The organism is Streptomyces sp. NPDC049954 (genome assembly GCF_040656295.1).
Lineage (GTDB): Bacteria > Actinomycetota > Actinomycetes > Streptomycetales > Streptomycetaceae > Streptomyces.
Map to the genome: position 1 here is coordinate 407564 of NZ_JBFALS010000002.1, position 18693 is coordinate 426256.

The following is an 18693-nucleotide window of genomic DNA, read 5'->3' on the forward strand; positions in this document are numbered from 1 at the left end:
GGTGCGGCATCCGCAGGGAGCAGGATCACCCACCATCGCAAGGGAGCACGCATGGCAACCCGTGCCGTCGCCCGTCGTAAGTCCGCTGTGGGGAGCACCTCCCGGGCTTCGGGCTCCGGGGGAGAGCCCCGGGGGACAAGCGGCGCCCGTTCCACGAGCGGGGAGATCGCCGACCGCGACCTGGTCGGCATGTACCTCGACGAGATCGCGCGTACACCGCTGCTCGACGCCGCGAAGGAGGTCGAGCTGTCGCAGACCATCGAGGCGGGTGTCTTCGCCCAGCAGATCCTCGACGGAACCGCCGAGAGCAAGAGCGCCGAGGACGCCTCGCGCGAGGAGCTCGAAGCGCTCGTCGAGGCCAGCGAGCGGGCGAAGGACGTCTTCATCCGCTCCAACCTGCGCCTCGTCGTGGCCGTGGCCCGTCGCTACCCCCGCAGCGGCCTCCCGCTGCTCGACCTCATCCAGGAGGGCAACGCCGGCCTGGTGCGCGCGGTCGAGAAGTTCGACTACCGCAAGGGCTTCAAGTTCTCGACCTACGCGACCTGGTGGATCCGGCAGGCCATCACCCGGTCCATCGCGGACCAGTCCCGCACCATCCGGCTGCCCGTCCACCTCGTGGAGGAACTCGGGCGCATCCGCCGGGTCCAGCGCGAGTTCAACCGTGAGCACGGCCGCGAGCCCGACCACGCGGAGATCGCCAAGGAACTCGGCTCCAACCAGGAGCGCGTCTCCGACGTCCTGGACTGGGCGCGTGACCCGGTCTCGCTGAACATGCCCGTGGACGACGAGGGCGAGACGCAGTTCGGCGACCTCCTGGAGGACACCTCCGCCGTCTCTCCCGAGCAGTCCGTCATGACGCTGCTGCGCAGTGAGGAACTGGACGACCTCATCGGCCGGCTCGACGAACGCACCGCCTCCATCATCAAGATGCGGTACGGCATCGACGACGGCCGCGAACGCACCCTCACCGAGGTCGGCAAGCAGCACGGACTGACCCGTGAGCGCATCCGGCAGATAGAGAAGCACGCGCTGCTGGAACTGAAGAAGCTGGCACACGACACCGGGTTCGACGCGGCGGCCTGACCCGGCCGCCCGCGTCACCGGAGTCCCAGCGACCCCTCTCCGGGGTGAGCCGTCAGGGCCTGCGCCACCGCGCACGGGCCCTTTTGGCTGTTCTGGAAGCGGTTTTGGCGTTTTGTGGCGTCAATCGGGGCACAAGTGGCATAGGAGATGCATCACTTCGAGGTGCAAGAACCGATTTTTCCTACCATCGGTCCACTTGAGTGAGGTCTACTGAGCCCATGCCCCAAAATGTCTCGGTCGTTCAGCAGATAGGCGTGGCCGCCATCCTCGTGGCGACCGCCGCATGGGTCGTCGGCCGTGTCCGGTTCTCCCGCCGTGACCGGTTCGAGGCGACCGACTGGCACGCCGCCCGGCCCGCGCCCCCGCACGGCGGTATCCCTCACCAGACCGTCCCCGCCACGGAGCACGTCGACCTGACCCCGGACGAACGCGCCGCCTTCGCCGGACTCGTTCGCCAACTGGGCGACGAACAGCACGGCTGAGACGGGTTCGGCGGCTGACGCTCAGTCAATGACCCGCCTGTGGCTGTGGCTGTGGCTGCGGTTGCGGTTGCGTCCGCGTCTGTGTGCCTGTGTCTCCTGCGTCTGAGCCGACGTTGAGGTTGAGGCTGAGGTCCAGGCGAGGTCGGCCCGGCCGTCTCTGCGAGGCTGCGTTGCGTGTCCCTGTGCGGCCCCTGTGTGCCGCTGTGTGTGCGTCCGTGGGTGAGCCTGCGTCCGCAGCGCGTCCTGAGGCGTGAGGGGCGAGGGTGAGGCGTCCCCTGGAAGCGGCGCTTGGGTGCGACCGTGCGCGCAGTGACGCAGTGACGCAGTGACGCAGTGACCCGCAAGTTCCCTCCGCCCCTCCGCGCCTCCGCCCCTCCGCGCCTCCCTGAGTCGCGGGACGCGCGGACGCGCGGAGGGTTGGTCAGGGCTTGCGCGGGCGGTCCGGTCGCGCTGGGGCGGCCTGCCCCCGCCCGCGTCGCGAGACGGCCCGCGTCGCGAGACGGGTGGGGGGCAGCGGGCGGGGGCCACGGCTGGTGGGTCGAGCCTCAGAGAACTCTGGCCCGGCGCTCCATCGCCTCGTGCGCCTCCGTCTCCGTCTCGTAGACCTCGCACATGTGCCGGCGGTCGGGTGTCGCGGTGTGCTCGACCTCCCAGAGCGAAAGCTCCGTTCCGTCCAGCAGCAGGAAGGCGTGCTCGTAGAGCGCGAAGCCGATCCCGGAAGCCTCGCGCAGTCCCGGCCGCGTGAACGCCTGGGTGATCTCGTGGGCGAAGGCGGAGTGCAGGAGCACCGCGATGTCCTCACGCGGGCGGTCCGTGTTCTCCGCCCGGCGCAGGAGCCGGCGCGCGTGGTCGGCGGAATCGTCCGGCGCGTAGTCCCGCTGCGGGCCGAAGTCCTCCTCCGCCACGTGGATCACGAGGCTCAGGTCCTCGCTCGCGGTGACGGTGTCCCACTCGACGGGGCCGTAGGACCAGCGCGCCGCCGCGTTGGCCGCGTCCTCCGCCGTCACGTAGATCTCGTGCTGCGTCTCCGTCTCCGGGACGGTGCGGTGCACCAGTTCCCAGAGCGTCAGCGCACCCCCGTCCGGGAGCAGCCAGCAGTGCCGGTAGGTTTCGTGGTGCGTACTCGCGCTGTGGTGGGCGGAATGCAGTGAACTGTCGTACGCGAGCGTGGTGTTGAGCCGCGACAGCAGGTCGTCGGGCAGTTCGAATGAGTTGAGGGCACGCCCCAGGAGCCGCGCGACGGGGCCCTCCGGCGGCTCAGGTGTCTCGTACGGAACGCTCAAGGCATCTCCCGGCGTTGCTGCATGTCACCTTGTGGGTGCATACCGTAGCCCTTCGGTCGGACATCATGTCCGGGAATCAGGAAAACGTACGAAGACCGCGCCGAGTTCCCGCACATGCCCTCGTCGTATTCTCCAAGGCGGAACACAACGCTCGGAACGTAGCGCTTCCCGCCGTCCCGACGGAAGACGGCACGCGTGTACGGAAGCTGACACGCCGTCGTACGCGTCTGGACGCGTGTGCGGTTGCCCGGAGGGCCTGCGTCGAGCAGCGCGGCGGGCGGGATCCGGGGCCGGACTCGGGCGGGGCCCGGGGCCGAACCGGCGCGGTTGACAGTGCCCGGTTCCGTGCCGCCCGGTGGTGCGCGGGTGTCTCCGCCGGGCGCACGGGCCGGTGCCCGCGCCGCTGTGGACGACGCTCGCGCACCACGTGGACGTACGCTGGAGGAATGAGCAAGCCCCGCCAGCAGTCCGCCACGACCGCCCAGGACGCCCCGGCCCTCCGGAACGCCTCCGAGGAAACGGGCGCCGCGTCGACGGGCGGTGACGCCCCCGTGGCCGGCGCCGAGGCATCGACCGAGGCGGACCGGCCGGAGGCCGCGGCAGAGGCGGTACGCCGGGCCAAGGCCGCCCTCGACTTCGCCGACCCCCTGTCCGGCCGCTCGGCCGACGACAGCGACCGGGGCTGGGGCGACCGCCCCACGCCCTCCACCGGCTCGGCGGCGGACCTCGCCCGCTTCCTCGACGAGAAGCCCCCGCACCACATCTGAGACCGCCCCCGAACCCGCCCGGCCGCCGTCCGCGCAGTGCATTCCGCCCTGTGTTTCCTGAGGGCCTTGAGCGCTCCCGACCCGTGCGCTGCTGCGCCTGTGCGCCCTCCCGTGGAGAAGCGCGAGCCCTGAGCCCTCAGAGGGTGTCCGGCGGACCGTGGCCGGGGTTGCGGCGACCTGACACGGCATTCCCCCAGTCTCCGGCGGGGGACCCCGCCACGCCGCGTAGCCGAAACGCCCCGTAACTTCTTCCCCGAGCCCTCCACTCCGTTCGAGCAGTGGAGGCGCCGACCGAGGCGCTTCGGCGCTTTGAGCTGCCCCGCACCAGCCGCCGCGCCCTGCCCGCCCCTGAACCCGCCGGACGCCGCTTGTGGAAACGCCCTGGCAGGGCGGCTTCCGGGCAGGTCGACCGCCCTTTCGGCCGACCTCCACCGCGCCTGGGTCGGACTGGTGCACCGCGGACGGGCCGGACCAGTCCACCGTGCCCCAGACGATCGGCCCACCGCACCGGAGGCAGGACGGTCCACCGCGTCCGCGGCGGCGCGCCGTGTCAGCCCTTGTCGGGCCCGCCCGGCCCGTCGCTCGGGGAGGAGCCTCCGGGATCGCGTTCGCCGGGAGTCGCCCCGCCGAAGGAGTCGCCCAGGGCCCCCGGACCGTTCGGTCCCGGGGCGCGCCCCTCGCGGGCCGCCCGCTGCGCCATCAGCTCGTCCCTGATGTCCTTGAGGACGTCCAGCTCGGTGGTCTCCACCGCCTCCTCGGGGGCCCCGTACTTCGCCGCCCTGCGCTCCGCCTGCCGTGCCAGATACTTCGACATCGGCAGCACCATCAGGAAGTACACGACCGCCGCCGTGATCAGGAACGTCAGCGTGGAGCTGAGGACCGTCCCCCACATGATGCGGATGCCCTCGGTCTCGCCGGCCGCGTTCGTCGTGCACGGGGCCTGCAGGCACGAGCTGTACTTGTCCAGGTCCTGGGTGCCGAACGCGCCGACCAGCGGGTTGATGATCCCCTTCACCACCGCGTTCACGATGTTGGTGAAGGCGGCCCCGATGACCACCGCGACCGCCAGGTCGATGACGTTGCCACGCATCAGGAAGGCCTTGAAGCCCTCCCACACGCCCGACTTGCTGTTCTCGCTCACCCAGGAGTCCTTCTGTGTACGGATGTTGATCGGAGCAAACAGCTCCGCAACCTACGGCAGGGGCCCCGACCGGTGTCCAGTCGCCTCCCTCGAACGAGGGGCTTGACGCGGATCGGGCCGGCAGGAGGCCGAAGCCGTGGACGAGGTCCCTCAGCACAGGACCACCGCCAGCGAGGACGTCACGGCCGCTCCCGCAAGGGCCACCGCTGTCGCACGGGGCACCGAGAGGACCACGACCGCCCCGCCGTCGGCTGCGCCCAGGCGCCTGTCCCCTGCGGCCCCACCCGAAACGTCCGCGGCGGCATCTTCCGGTACCTCCACCACGCGGGCCCGCGAGGCGACCACGCGGGGACGGCGGGCGGCGTCCCCCGGCGCGGTCGCGATCACGTCGACCCGCGCGCCCGGCCGCAACAGGCGCAGGACCGCCGGTTCCGCGATCCGCACGGGAGTCGTCACCCGGGCCACGGCGGCAGCCGGCCTGTGCCGCGCGGCCGGACCGGGCCTGTCCGGGCGCGTAACGGCGCCGTCCGGCGAAGTCAGTACGAGAGCGGCGGCCGCCAGGACGAGACAGCCCCCAGCCAGCCTCCCCCGGTGCCGGCCGAGCCGCCACCGCCCCCATCCGCTCCGGCGGGGCCTCAGTGGCGGGAACTGGGGGACGGCCCCGGTCGGCGGTGCCTCCCGCAGCGGTACGTGCGGTGCGGGGAAGACCCCGGCGGGAGACAGCCGCGGGGGCTCGGGGCGAGCGTGCGGCGCATCAGGGAAGGGGGAGAGGAGGGGAGGCAGGGGGCTGGAGGAAACCAAGGGCGGGGAGGACACAGGCATGGTGGGCACCGTCATTCGTACGAGCCCGCAGCCGCGCCGCGTCGGGCGGCGGGCCGGGCAGGAGCGGCTACTCCGCCGCAGGTGCGCGACGGACGACCTCACTCTGCCCCGATCCTCCGCAACCCGCTCAGACCTGTGGATAACGGCCTGTGGACAACGGGCTGTTCGCAGAAAACCCCCTCACTCGAAGGAGAGATTCCGCGCCGCCCGGCCCCCAAGCCACCGGCCTACCGGCCCCCAAGCCACCGGCCTACCGGCCCCCAAGCCACCGGCCTACCGGCCCCCAAGCCACCGGCCTACCGCGCCCGGACCACCGGCCTACCGGCCCGGAATCCTGCCTGCCCGATCCTCTGTCCCTCCGGCCCGGAATCCTGCCTCCCGCCACCAAAGCCGGCCGCCGCAAGGCAGGTACCGAACCCCGCAGCCCCTCCCACTCGGCGGGAGCCTCTATGGCAAGGGAGCCTCTACGGCAAGGGAGCCTCTACGGCAAGGGGGAGCCTCTACGGCAGCTCAATTCCCGGCGCGAGGCCGCCCAGGGCCCCCACGCACAGGCAGTCGCGGTCCTCGGTGGCGGGGAGCGCGGTCACCGCGTCGAAGAGCACCGTCCGCAGCCGGTCGACGTTCGCGGCGAAGACCTTCAGCACCTCTTCGTGCGAGACGCCCTCGCCGCTCTCCGCGCCCGCGTCGAGATCGGTCACCAGGGTCAGCGAGGTGTAGCAGAGCTCCAGTTCCCTGGCGAGGATCGCCTCCGGGTGCCCGGTCATGCCGACCACCGACCAGCCCTGAGCGGCGTGCCAGCGCGATTCGGCGCGGGTCGAGAACCGGGGCCCCTCCACCACGACGAGGGTGCCGCCGTCGACCGCCTCCCAGCCGTCGCGGCCCGCCGCCTCGATCGCCACGCGCCGTCCGGTGGGGCAGTAGGGATCGGCGGGGGAGACGTGCACGACGTTCGGGATCGTCCCGTCCGGCAGCGGCACCCCGTCGAAGTAGCTCTGCGCGCGGCTCTTCGTGCGGTCGACGAACTGGTCCGGCACCAGCAGCGTCCCGGGCCCGTACTCGGGGCGCAGCCCGCCCACGGCGCACGGGCCGAGCACCTGCCGCACCCCGACGGAACGCAGCGCCCACAGGTTGGCCCGGTAGTTGATGCGGTGCGGCGGCAGATGGTGGGAGCGGCCGTGCCGGGGCAGGAAGGCCACCCGGCGTCCGCCGACCTCGCCCAGGAACAGGGAGTCGCTGGGGGCGCCGTAAGGGGTGTCGACCGTCACCTCGGTGACGTTGTCGAGGAACGAGTAGAAGCCGGACCCGCCGATGACCCCGATCTCCGCGGACCGCGCCTGTGTGTTGTTGGGCATGGCGGCACATTATCCGGACACGCGTGTGCGCCCCGCCCTCGGGAGAGGACGGGGCGCACACGGAGTCCCGGTGTCAGGCGGCGGAGCCGGCCGTGGACGCGGAGGACGAGGAGGAACTGCTCTTCTTCGTGTCCGAGGAGGTGGAGGACGTCGCGGACGACTCCGACTTCTTCTCGGACGAGGAGGACGAGGTGCTCGACGCCTCCGACGTGGACTTGGCGGCGGGGGCGCTGCTGCTCGACGCGCCGCGGCTGTCGTTGCGGTAGAAGCCGGAGCCCTTGAAGACGATGCCGACGGCCGAGAACACCTTCTTCAGGCGGCCATCGCAATTCGGGCACACGGTCAGCGAGTCGTCGGTGAACTTCTGGACGGCCTCAAGGCCCTCGCCGCACTCGGTGCACTGGTACTGGTACGTCGGCACTTGCTTCCTCCTGGCACTCTTACTCGATGAGTGCTAACGACGATCCATAGTGACGTATTCCGCGGTTTCAGTCCACTGCTGACGGCGTGCGGTGACCGATACCACGTGCAACGGTACGACTCGACGCGGCCGGTACCAGGCAGGAGCGCAGTGCCACGAGGGTCGCCAGCGCGGCGATCGTCCCGGCCGCGGGGACCAGGAAACCGGCGCTCGCCCCGTGCCCGTCCGCGAGTCTCCCGGACACCGTCACGGCCGCCGCCTGCCCCAGGGCGACCGCCCCGGTGAGCCAGGTGAACGCCTCCGTTCGCGCCGAAGCGGGCACCAGGGTGTCGATCAGCGTGTACCCGGTGATGAGGGACGGGGCGATGCACAGGCCCGTCACGAAGCCGGCCACGGCGAACAGCGGCACGGAGTGGATCGTCCACAGCGTCGACGCCGCCACCGCGAGCGCCGCGTAGCCGGTCAGCAGCCGCCGGTGCGCGGGCCGCTTCCAGGCCAGCGCCCCCACGGCGGCACCCGCGATCATGTTGCCCGAGGCGAACACCCCGTAGAGCAGTCCGTTGATCCCGGGATGGCCCGCCTCTTCTGCGAAGGCGGTCAGCGAAACCTGCATTCCGCCGAAGACCACGCCGATCCCGACGAAGGCCGCCGCGAGCACCCGTACGCCCGGCACGGACAGGGCGGAGACCCGTCGCGCGGGGGCGGCGCCCCGGCCCGGGCCGACGGCCGGTCCGGGCGTCCCGGCGGCGGGCCGGCCCGCTCGCTGACCGGCGAACAGCAGCCCTCCGACGAGGGTCAGGACCCCTTCGGCGACGAGTCCGGCGGCCGGGTGCCAGCCGGAGGACAGGGCGGTCGCGAGCACCGGCCCGATCACGAAGGTGAACTCGTCCGTGACCGATTCGAAGGCGGCCGCCGTCGGCAGCAGCGGCGAGTCCCCGAGCCTGGCCGCCCAGCGCGAGCGCACCATGGGCCCGATCTGCGGCACCGAGGCGCCCGTGGGCACCGCCAGGACGAACAGCGACCACAGAGGGGCACCGGCCAGGGCCAGCGTCGTGAGGGCCGCGACGGACGCCGCGTGCAGCAGCACCCCGGGGACGAGGACGGCGCGCTGCCCCAGCCGGTCGGCGAGCCGGCCGCTCTGCGGCGCGAACACCGCCATGGAGACACCCGTGACCGCCGCCACGGCGCCGGCGCTGCCGTACGAACCGGAGGTGTGCTCGACCAGGACGACGAGTGCCATGGTCAGCATGCCGAAGGGCTGCCGGGCGGCGAAGCCCGAGAGCAGGAAACCGGCGACCCCGGGGGTGCGGAGCAAGGAGCCGTATCCGGGGCGGGAGCCGTTGTCCGCGCCGGCGTCGGGCGAAGCGGAGGTGACCGTGGATTCCACGGCCCAAGCCTTTCTGCCGCCTGGTAGCGCCCCTGAGGGGCGCCGAGAGCTGTCCTCTTGCGCGGAACTGCGGTAGATGCCGCTCCGCCCACGGCAAGGGCGTCGCGGCCGCCATACGGTCGCGCCAGCTCTGCGTCAGGCAGAGTTGGTCGATCAGTGCCCGCCCATCGTATGACGGCTCAGGCCAGGTCACGCTCCCCGTCGTGCTCCGCCGGGGCCTCCGGCTCCGTCTCGCGCTCCCCGTCACGGCGTTCCGGAACGGTCGGGACCTGAGCCGCCAGGCCGTTGCGCGCAGACGTCGCGTCGCCGGCGCCCATGCGGCGTACGGAGCTGTCCAGGGAGCCGTCCAGAGGGCCGCCGTCGGTGGGGGCCGACGCGGAGGTTTCCTCTCCGCTCCCTGTCTTCCCCGGCCGGACGTCCACCGGCGCCCGTGGGGCGTCCACCGGCTCCGGCCGGGCGTCCGGCTCGCGGGTCCCGGCCTGGCGGACATCGGCACGGCTGTCCTTACGGCTGTCCTTACGGCTGTCCGTACGGGCGGACGCGGGCCCGCCGGTACGGGCGGACGCGGGCCCGCCCGGCTGGATCTTGCGCAGGGAGGAGCGCGCGGCGGCCTCCTCCGGGAGCCGCAGCCATCCGGCGAGCTTCCCGCCCTGGGCGACCGCCCGCAGCCGGGCCTCGGCGGCGTCGCGCACCGGGTCGGTCGCGACGACGAGCAGTTCGTCGCCGCGCCGCAGCGTCGTCGTCGGCGAGGGGACGAAGCTCGCCCCTTCCCGCACCACGAGGGTGACCGCCGAGCCCTTCGGCATCCGCAGTTCGTTGACCTCCACGCCGTGCATCCGGGACTCCTCGGGCACGGACACCGACAGGAGGTGGCCGCGCAGTCGCTCCAGCGGCGCGGACTCGATCCCCAGGTCCGCCGCCCCGGCCGGGTTGCCCAGCTTCAGCAGCTTCGCCAGCCAGGGCAGCGTCGGCCCCTGCACGAGGGTGTAGACGACCACGAGGACGAAGACGATGTTGAAGATGTGCCGGCTGTCCTTGATCCCGGCGACCATGGGGATCGTGGCCAGGATGACGGGGACCGCGCCGCGCAGCCCCGCCCAGGACATCAGCGCCTGCTCGCGCCAGGGCCGCCGGAACGGCAGCAGGCTGAGAAGCACCGAGAGGGGCCGGGCGACCAGCGTCAGGACGAGTCCCACGACCAGCGCCGGCACGATGTCGGAGGCGAGTTCGTGCGGGGTCACCAGCAGGCCGAGCAGGACGAACATGCCGATCTGCGCTATCCAGCCCAGGCCCTCGGCGAACCCCCGTGTGGCAGGCCAGTGCGGCAGCCGCGCGTTGCCCAGCACCATCGAGGCGAGATACACGGCGAGGAACCCGCTGCCGTGCGCCATGGCCCCGGCCGCGTAGGCGGTCACCGCGATGGCCATCACGGCGATCGGGTACAGGCCCGAGGCGGGCAGCGCGACGTGCCGCAGTCCGTAGGCCCCCAGCCAGCCGACCGCGAGACCGATCGCCGCCCCGATCGCCAGCTCCAGGGCGATCTCGCCGAGCAGTACGTACCAGTGCTCGACCGGGCCCGCCGTGGAGAAGGCCACCACCAGGATCACCACGGGGGCGTCGTTGAACCCGGACTCGGCCTCGAGCGCCCCGGTGATGCGGGAGGGCAGGGGGACCTTGCGCAGCACCGAGAACACGGCGGCCGCGTCCGTCGAGGACACGACGGCGCCGATGATGAGCGCCTGACGCCACTCCAGCCCCACGAGATAGTGCGCGCCCGTGGCTGTTATCCCGACGCTCACGCCCACGCCGAGGGTCGACAGCAGGGCGGCGGCGGGCAGCGCCGGCCTGGCCTCCTTCCACTTGGTGCCCAGACCGCCCTCGGCCAGGATCACCACCAGTGCGGCGTAGCCGATGACCTGGGTCAGCCGCACGTTGTTGAAGGACACGTCGCCGATGCCGTCGGTGCCCATCGCGACGCCGATGCCGAGATAGACGAGCAGGCTCGGCAGACCGCTGCGCGAGGAGATGCGCACGGCCGCCACGGCCACGAGCAGGACGACTGCGGAGACGAACAGGAGCTGGTTGAGGTGGTCGACAGTCAGGGGCCGAATCCTTCCGCGCGGAACAGGCCGCCGCGGATCGACGCCCTACCTGTTTACTTCGTTACCTTACCTAATCGTTAACGCTTTCTTGATGCCTCTCGTGGATCTCGTCCGCCGCACCGGCCGCTCGCCGCTCCGGTGCGGCGGGGTGGTGAAACGACCGCGATGTACCGGAGAAGGGGTGACGGAAGGGACAACAAGATCCCCCGCCGTCTCTTCCCGGCCCCTTGGGAGGCGGTCCTGAGGCGTTGGCGGGGCGGCCCCAAAGGGGGAGAGGAGCCGGGACCGCGTCAGGGGCCTGCGGGCTCTGCGCCTATGGTTGCTCCAGCGTTCCGTGACAATCAGCCCGGACGACACAGCCCGCTCGGCCGCTCGAAGGACAGCAAGGACAGCGATGCCCGCGAATACAACCGCCTCTTCCGGTCATAAGTCCGGCAAGAAGAAGGGGCGTCGAGCCCGCCTCATCGTGATCGTCCTGGTGCTGGCTGTCATCGCGGGCATCGGTTACGGCTCCTACTGGGGTGTGAGCACGGTCCGTGCCTCGTACCCCCAGACCACGGGGAGCATCACCCTGAAGGGGCTGTCGGGGCCCGTCGACGTACGCCGTGACTCCTACGGCATCCCGCAGATCTACGCGGACTCCGACGAGGACCTGTTCATGGCGCAGGGCTTCGTCCAGGCACAGGACCGCTTCTGGGAGATGGACGTGCGCCGGCACACCACCTCCGGACGGCTCTCCGAGATGTTCGGGGACAGCCAGGTGGACACCGACGCCTTCCTGCGCACGCTCGGCTGGCAGCGGGTCGCGCAGCAGGAGTACGACAAGAAGCTGTCCGCCTCGACGAAGAAGTACCTCCAGGCGTACACGCAGGGCGTCAACGCCTACTTGAGCGGCAAGGACGGCAAGGACATCTCGCTGGAGTACGCCGCTCTGGGCTTCACCAACGACTACAAGCCGCAGAAGTGGTCGCCCGTCGACTCGGTGGCCTGGCTCAAGGCGATGGCCTGGGACCTGCGCGGCAACATGCAGGACGAGATCGACCGCTCGCTGATGACGAGCCGGCTGAGCGCCAAGCAGATCAAGCAGCTGTACCCGGAGTACCCGTACGACAAGAACAAGCCGATCATCCAGGGCGGCGGAATCGACCCGGCCACCGGTGAGTTCGACCCGGACCTGAAGTCCGGCGGCCTCACCGACCCCCCCGGCGCCAGCGGTACGGACCCCTCCACCGGTACGGATCCCTCCGGCGGCGCCACCGGTTCGGGCGTGGCGGGTGACGGGAGCGCGACGGGCGGTTCCGGCAGTTCTGAGAACACCGACGGTTCAAACCTCTCCGGCACCACGGAATCCGGAACTGCCGGCTCCGGTGAGCAGGGGGGGCAGGGCGCCGGCGTTCAGGGCTCCACCGGGCAGAGCGACGCGCAGGGCGTCAGCAGTCAGCTCGCCGGCCTGTCCGACGCCCTGGAGCGGGTCCCGGCCGTGTTCGGCCCCAACGGCAACGGCATCGGCTCCAACTCGTGGGTCGTCTCCGGAGCGCACACCACCACGGGCAAGCCCCTGCTGGCCAACGACCCGCACCTGTCTCCGCAGCTGCCGTCCGTCTGGTACCAGATGGGCCTGCACTGCCGGTCGGTGTCCGCGAAGTGCCAGTACGACGTCACGGGATACACGTTCTCGGGGATGCCGGGCGTGGTCATCGGCCACAACCAGAACATCTCCTGGGGCATGACCAACCTGGGCGCCGACGTGACCGACCTCTACCTGGAGAAGGTCACCTCGGACGGCTACCAGTACGACGGGAAGACCCTGCCGTTCAAGACCCGCAAGGAGACCATCAAGGTCGCGGGCGGCACGGACAAGGTCATCACGGTCCGCGAGACCAACAACGGGCCCCTCGTGTCCGACCGGGACAAGGAGATCGCCAAGGTCGGCAAGAAGGCGCCCGTGGCCAACGTGGCGCCGGACCGGGGCGACGGCTACGGAGTGGCGCTGCGCTGGACGGCGCTGGAGCCCGGCAACTCCATGGACGCCGTGTTCTCGCTGAACAGGGCGAAGAACTTCAACGAGTTCCGCAAGGCGGCGGCGCAGTTCGAGGTGCCCTCCCAGAACCTCATCTACGCCGATACCGAGGGCAACATCGGTTACCAGGCGCCCGGCCGCATCCCCACCCGCCCCAAGGGCGACGACGGTTCGCTCCCGGCACCGGGCTGGGACGCGGACTACCGGTGGACCGGCTACATCAAGCAGAGCGAGCTGCCCTGGGAGTACAACCCGGAGCGCGGCTACATCGTGACCGCCAACCAGGCCGTCGTCGACCAGGACAAGTACCCCTACCAGCTGACGACCGACTGGGGCTACGGCACCCGCAGCGAGCGCATCACCGACCTGATCAAGTCCAAGATCAAGGACGGCGGGAAGATCTCCACGGACGACATGCGCACGATGCAGATGGACAACAGCAGCGAGATCGCCCGTCTGCTGACGCCGTACCTCCTCAAGATCGACGTCAAGGACCCCTACGTCCGCGAGGCGCAGAACCTGCTCCAGGGCTGGGACTACACGCAGGAGCCGGACTCGGCGGCGGCCGCGTACTTCAACGCGGTGTGGCGCAACATCCTCAAGCTCGCCTTCGGCAACAAGATGCCCAAGGAGGTCCGCGTCAAGGGGCAGTGCCTCAACGTCGAACCGGTCAACACGACGGGCCCCGTGGACGAGGACCAGCGGGTGCGCGAATGCGGGCAGCGGGACGCCGACACCGCGCAGCCGGACGGCGGCGACCGCTGGTTCGAGGTCGTGCGGCAGATCCTCAAGGACCAGGACAACGACTGGTGGAAGGTCTCCGGCAGCCGTAACAAGCCGGAGATCAACACCCGCGACGGACTGTTCGGCCGGGCCATGCAGGACGCCCGCTGGGAGCTGACGGCCAAGCTGGGCAAGGACATCGACAGCTGGAACTGGGGCCGGCTGCACGAGCTGACGCTGAAGAACCAGACCCTCGGCACCGAGGGCCCCGGATTCATCCAGCACCTGCTCAACCGCGGCCCGTGGAAGCTCGGCGGCGGCGAGGCGGCCGTCGACGCGACCGGCTGGAACGCGGCGGGCGGCTACGGCGTCGTGTGGGTCCCGTCCATGCGCATGATCGTCAACCTCGACAACCTCGACAAGTCCCGCTGGATCAACCTCACCGGCGCCTCCGGGCACGCCTACAGCTCGCACTACACGGACCAGACCGACAAGTGGGCCGACGGGGAGACGCTCCCCTGGGCGTACAGCGAGAAGGCCGTCAAGGGCGCGACCGAGGACACGCTGGTGCTGAAGCCCTGACGCTCCGGCAGCGCTGTTGACGGTGGCCTGCCTCCCGACCGGGGGGCGGGCCACCGCCGTGTACGGGGTATTCAGCCGAAGTGCCGCACGCCCGAGGGCGTCACCACCGTGTGCACGGGACGGTCGTGCGCCTGCGCGGGCACCTCCTCCACCACCTCGTGGTCGTAGAGCAGCACGATGAGCGGCGGGTTCGTCCCGGCCGCCGCGAGCCGGGCCAGCACCCGGTCGTAGGAGCCGCCGCCACGCCCCAGCCGGGTCCCCGTGCCGTCGACCGCGAGACCGGGCAGCAGAACGGCGTCCGCCGCGCACACCGCCTCCGGGCCCAGCCGCGGCCCCGTCGGCTCCCACAGGGTCATCCGCCCCGCGCGTCTCACGGCGGCGAGCGAGGCGAGGCCCGCGTACTCCCCCCAGTCCAGGTCGTCGTCGTCCATCAGTACGGGCAGCAGCACCCGCACGCCGCGCTCGCGCAGAGCGGCCAGCAGGGGGGCGGTGTCCGGTTCCCTGCCGACGGACACGTAGGCGGCGACGGTCCGCGCCCGGGCGAGTTCCGGCAGGCGTGCGGCCCGGTCGGCCAGGACGGCCCCCGTCCTCTCGACGTCCCCCGGCGGCAAACTGTTCCTCACCGTCAGGAGACCTTGCCGCAACGCGCGCTTGACAGTATTCGCGTCGGCCTCGCCCTCGGGACGGTGTCCCGCACCGCCTCCGGACGACGCTTCCTCCGTGGTCAAAGAGCCTCCTTTGCGCGTCAAACTTCTTATATGACTACGAACTGTGTACATGTGCGGACACAGGCATAGGCGATAGCTATCGTTGCGCCATGACTTCTGCCAACCCCGGTATCAGCAAGGCCGTGATTCCCGCCGCCGGCCTGGGCACACGCTTCCTGCCCGCCACGAAAGCCACGCCCAAGGAGATGCTGCCGGTCGTCGACAAGCCGGCGATCCAGTACGTGGTCGAGGAAGCCGTGGCCGCTGGTCTCTCGGACGTACTGATGGTCACCGGACGCAACAAGCGCCCGCTGGAGGACCACTTCGACCGCAACTACGAGCTGGAGGAGGCGCTGACCCGCAAGGGCGACGCCGAACGGCTCGCCAAGGTGCAGGAGTCCTCCGACCTGGCAGCCATGCACTACGTCCGCCAGGGCGACCCCCGTGGCCTCGGCCACGCCGTCCTGTGCGCCGCCCCGCACGTCGGCGACGAGCCCTTCGCCGTCCTCCTCGGCGACGACCTCATCGACCCGCGCGACGCCCTCCTCTCGCGCATGGTGCAGGTCCAGGCCCAGTGCGGCGGCAGCGTCGTCGCCCTCATGGAGGTGGCGCCCGAACAGATCCACCTCTACGGCAGCGCCGCCGTCGAGAGCACCGACGACAGCGACGTCGTCCGCATCACCGGCCTCGTCGAGAAGCCCGAGGCCGCCGACGCCCCCAGTAACTACGCCATCATCGGCCGCTACATCCTGGACCCGCACGTCTTCGAGATACTCCGCAGGACCGAACCCGGACGCGGCGGCGAGATCCAGCTGACCGACGCCCTCCAGCAGCTCGCCGAGGACGAGAAGGTCGGCGGCCCGGTGCACGGCGTCGTCTTCCGCGGCCGCCGCTACGACACCGGCGACCGCGGCGACTATCTGCGTGCCATTGTCAGACTCGCGTGCGAACGTGAAGATCTGGGACCCGACTTCCGGTCCTGGCTCCGCAGTTACGTCACCGAGGAGATGTAGCACCTTGAGCAGCACGACGACGAAGACCGCGCCCGGCCGGGCCCGCACCTGGTCGGTCCAGGAGCACCTGGACGACATCCTGGCCACGGTGCGCCCCCTGGAGCCCATCGAACTCCAGCTCCTCGACGCCCAGGGCTGCGTCCTCGTCGAGGACGTCGCCGTGCCGCTCTCCCTCCCCCCGTTCCCCAACAGCTCGATGGACGGCTACGCGGTGCGCACCGCCGACGTGACCGGAGCGAGCGAGGAGTTCCCCGCCACCCTCACCGTCGTCGGTGACGCCGCCGCCGGCCTGCCCGCGCCCCCCACCGTCGGCCCGGGCCAGGCCGTACGCATCATGACGGGCGCCGCGCTGCCCGAAGGAGCGGACACCGTCGTCCCCGTCGAATGGACCGACGGCGGCACCGGGGGAGGCCCCGCCGACCGCATGACGCCACACAGCGCCGCCCCCGAGGGCGCCGGCGGGCCGGTCAGGGTCTTCCGCCCCGCCACCGCCCGCGCCCACGTCCGCGAAGCCGGCAGCGACGTACGCGCCGGCGACCGGGCACTGGACGCCGGAACCGTCCTCGGCCCCCCGCAACTCGCCCTGCTCGCCGCCGTCGGGCGCGGCACCGTCCGCGTCCGGCCCCGCCCCCGCGTCGTCGTCATCGCCACCGGCAGCGAACTGGTCCAGCCCGGCGAACCCCTCGGCCCCGGCCAGATCCACGACTCCAACAGCTTCGCCCTCACCGCCGCCGCCAGGGACGCGGGCGCGATCGCCTTCCGCGTCGGCGCGGTCGGGGACGACGCGGAGACCTTCCGCGCCACCGTCGAGGACCAGCTGATCCGCGCCGACCTGATCGTGACCTCGGGCGGGGTGAGCGTCGGCGCCTACGACGTCGTCAAGGAAGCCCTCTCCGGCTGGACCGGCGACGAGGCACTCGCTGAAGAGGACGACGACCCGACCGCGTACGGTGCGCAGGACCCGACCGCCGGGGAGCAGAGCGAGACCGCCGCCCCCGACGCCCCCCGGTCGACAGGGGTCGACTTCCGCACCCTGGCCATGCAGCCGGGCAAACCGCAGGGCTTCGGCACGATCGGCCGCGACCGCACCCCGGTACTCACCCTGCCCGGCAACCCCGTCTCCGCCTACGTCTCCTTCGAACTGTTCGTCCGCCCCGCGATCCGCGCCCTCGCCGGACTGACGGACCTGCACCGCCCCGCCGTCCGCGCCCGGCTGCGCACGGACAAGGCGCTCACCTCCCCGGACGGCCGCCGCCAGTACCTGCGCGGCGCCTACCGCGACGGCACCGTCGAACCCGTCGGTGGCGCCGGATCCCACCTGGTGGCCGCCCTCGCCCGCGCCGACGCGCTCATCGTCGTCCCCGAGGGCACGACGTCCCTGGAACCCGGCACCGAGGTGGACGTCATCCCCCTGGGCTGAGCGCGGCCCGGGCAGGAGCGCCGCCCGATCGCCGCCGGGCGGCACGCGGCCGGGCGCCCGAGCGGGGCCGACCGGCGCGCGGCCCGTCCTGCCGCAGCCGCCCCGCCCCGAGGCGGGTAGCGTGTCTGCCCACACAGGCCCGTGCGGGACACCACACGGCCAGGACCGGGAGCACCCAAGCCAGATGACCGCGATGCACCCGGGGGACGGCGCCCCCGGACCCGCCGAAGACCCCGCCCCCTCCCACCCCCGGCCCGCCGCGGGAGACCCGGCGCCGACCGGGCTCACCCACCTCGACGCGGCCGGAGCGGCCCGCATGGTCGACGTGACACGCAAAGAGGTGACGGCCCGTACGGCCACCGCCACCGGCCGCGTCCTCGTCACCCCGCAGGTCGTGGAACTGCTCCGCGGAGAGGGCGTCCCCAAGGGCGACGCCCTGGCCACGGCACGGATCGCCGGCATCATGGGCGCCAAACGCACCCCCGACCTCGTCCCCCTCTGCCACCCGCTGGCCCTCTCCGGAGTGACCCTCGACCTCGCCGTCGCCGACGACGCGGTGGAGATCACCGCCACCGTGCGCACGACGGACCGGACAGGCGTCGAGATGGAAGCGCTCACCGCGGTCTCCGTCGCCGCGCTCACGGTCGTGGACATGGTCAAGGCCGTCGACAAGGCCGCGACCATCACCGACATCCGGGTCCAGACCAAGACCGGCGGCAAGTCCGGCGACTGGCGGCGCCCCGACGCCGAGACCGCGCCCGGCCCCGGCACCCCCGAACCGGCCACGAGCGACCCCGACCCGCAGCCGACGGCCAGGACGGCGCCGGACGAACCCGTGCGCACGCCCTACCGCGCCCTCGTGGTGACCGCTTCGAACCGCGCCTCCGCCGGGATCTACCCCGACCGCGGCGGCCCGCTGATCGCGCAGGCCCTGACCGCCTGGGGATTCGCCACCGAGGGACCCCAGATCGTCCCCGACGGCGCCCCGGTCGAGACGGCGCTGCGCGCGGGCGTCGCGGCCGGCTACGACGTGATCGTCACCACCGGCGGCACCGGACTGTCCCCCACCGACCTCACCCCCGAGGCCACCCGCGAGGTCCTGGACCGCGAAGTGCCCGGCCTCGCCGAGGCCATCAGGGCGCAGGGCCTGCCCAAAGTGCCCACGGCCGCCCTGTCGCGCGGGCTCGCGGGGGTCGCCGGCACCACCCTCGTCGTGAACCTCCCCGGCTCCACCGGAGGCGTACGCGACGGACTGACCGTCCTGGAACGGGCGCTGCGCCACGCCGTCGACCAGATCCACGGCGGCGACCACCCCGCGGGCCCCGCGCCCTCCCCTTCCGCCGACACCGCAGGGAGCCCGAGCTGAACGCGTACGCCTCACCCTGGCC

The 18693-nt window shown here is 71.8% G+C and carries 14 protein-coding genes and 1 pseudogene; 7 read left to right on the plus strand and 8 right to left on the minus strand.

The window, feature by feature from the left end; genetic code table 11:
• Positions 1-51 precede the first annotated feature (51 nt).
• Together AB0J21_RS05325 and AB0J21_RS05330 are read left to right on the plus strand one after the other, a co-directional pair.
• Positions 52-1083, plus strand: a complete 1032-nt coding sequence (locus AB0J21_RS05325) for a sigma-70 family RNA polymerase sigma factor (protein WP_363144469.1) — start codon at positions 52-54, stop codon at positions 1081-1083.
• Between the two features lie 218 nt (positions 1084-1301).
• Positions 1302-1565, plus strand: coding sequence for a hypothetical protein (locus AB0J21_RS05330; protein ID WP_363144470.1), 264 nt, complete (start codon positions 1302-1304; stop codon positions 1563-1565).
• Between the two features lie 545 nt (positions 1566-2110).
• Here the strand turns inward: AB0J21_RS05330 and AB0J21_RS05335 are convergent.
• On the minus strand, positions 2111-2848 hold the full coding sequence (locus AB0J21_RS05335; RefSeq protein ID WP_363144471.1) for a DUF6227 family protein: 738 nt from the start codon (positions 2846-2848) through the stop codon (positions 2111-2113).
• Positions 2849-3399: 551 nt separating this feature from the next.
• Between AB0J21_RS05335 and AB0J21_RS05340 the strand changes: the two genes are divergently transcribed.
• Positions 3400-3615: a hypothetical protein gene (locus AB0J21_RS05340; RefSeq protein WP_363144702.1), complete on the plus strand. Its 216-nt coding sequence runs from the start codon at positions 3400-3402 to the stop codon at positions 3613-3615.
• A 550-nt stretch (positions 3616-4165) separates the two neighbouring features.
• Here AB0J21_RS05340 and mscL read toward each other — a convergent pair.
• From mscL to AB0J21_RS05370, 6 genes and pseudogenes are all read right to left on the minus strand, one after another.
• Positions 4166-4756, minus strand: coding sequence for a large conductance mechanosensitive channel protein MscL (gene mscL / locus AB0J21_RS05345; RefSeq protein ID WP_363144472.1), 591 nt, complete (start codon positions 4754-4756; stop codon positions 4166-4168).
• A gap of 150 nt (positions 4757-4906) precedes the next feature.
• A complete protein-coding gene (locus tag AB0J21_RS05350; RefSeq protein WP_363144473.1) occupies positions 4907-5212 on the minus strand; it encodes an RcpC/CpaB family pilus assembly protein in 306 nt (101 codons plus the stop codon).
• Between the two features lie 866 nt (positions 5213-6078).
• A complete protein-coding gene (locus AB0J21_RS05355) occupies positions 6079-6930 on the minus strand; it encodes an S-methyl-5'-thioadenosine phosphorylase (protein ID WP_363144474.1) in 852 nt (283 codons plus the stop codon).
• 73 nt (positions 6931-7003) lie between these two features.
• Positions 7004-7351 (minus strand): FmdB family zinc ribbon protein, encoded by a 348-nt coding sequence (locus AB0J21_RS05360; RefSeq protein ID WP_363144475.1) that lies wholly within the window; start codon positions 7349-7351, stop codon positions 7004-7006.
• A gap of 67 nt (positions 7352-7418) precedes the next feature.
• On the minus strand, positions 7419-8738 hold the full coding sequence (locus AB0J21_RS05365) for an MFS transporter (RefSeq protein ID WP_363144476.1): 1320 nt from the start codon (positions 8736-8738) through the stop codon (positions 7419-7421).
• Between the two features lie 626 nt (positions 8739-9364).
• Positions 9365-10813: pseudogene (locus AB0J21_RS05370) on the minus strand (potassium/proton antiporter); the annotation flags it as partial.
• 421 nt (positions 10814-11234) lie between these two features.
• On the opposite strand from AB0J21_RS05370, the gene AB0J21_RS05375 reads away from it, so the two are divergent.
• A complete protein-coding gene (locus tag AB0J21_RS05375) occupies positions 11235-14165 on the plus strand; it encodes a penicillin acylase family protein (RefSeq protein WP_363144477.1) in 2931 nt (976 codons plus the stop codon).
• A 71-nt stretch (positions 14166-14236) separates the two neighbouring features.
• On the opposite strand, the gene AB0J21_RS05380 is transcribed toward AB0J21_RS05375, so the two are convergent.
• Positions 14237-14944 (minus strand): 5-formyltetrahydrofolate cyclo-ligase, encoded by a 708-nt coding sequence (locus tag AB0J21_RS05380; protein WP_363144478.1) that lies wholly within the window; start codon positions 14942-14944, stop codon positions 14237-14239.
• 38 nt (positions 14945-14982) lie between these two features.
• Between AB0J21_RS05380 and galU the strand changes: the two genes are divergently transcribed.
• The 3 genes from galU (at position 14983) to moaCB (ending at position 18671) form a co-directional block, all read left to right on the plus strand.
• Entirely contained in the window at positions 14983-15885 is a 903-nt protein-coding gene (gene galU, locus AB0J21_RS05385; RefSeq protein WP_363144479.1) for a UTP--glucose-1-phosphate uridylyltransferase GalU, read from the plus strand.
• A 4-nt stretch (positions 15886-15889) separates the two neighbouring features.
• Positions 15890-17305, plus strand: coding sequence for a gephyrin-like molybdotransferase Glp (gene glp / locus AB0J21_RS05390; protein ID WP_363144480.1), 1416 nt, complete (start codon positions 15890-15892; stop codon positions 17303-17305).
• Positions 17306-17489: 184 nt separating this feature from the next.
• A complete protein-coding gene (moaCB, locus tag AB0J21_RS05395; protein WP_363144481.1) occupies positions 17490-18671 on the plus strand; it encodes a bifunctional molybdenum cofactor biosynthesis protein MoaC/MoaB in 1182 nt (393 codons plus the stop codon).
• Positions 18672-18693 lie beyond the last annotated feature (22 nt).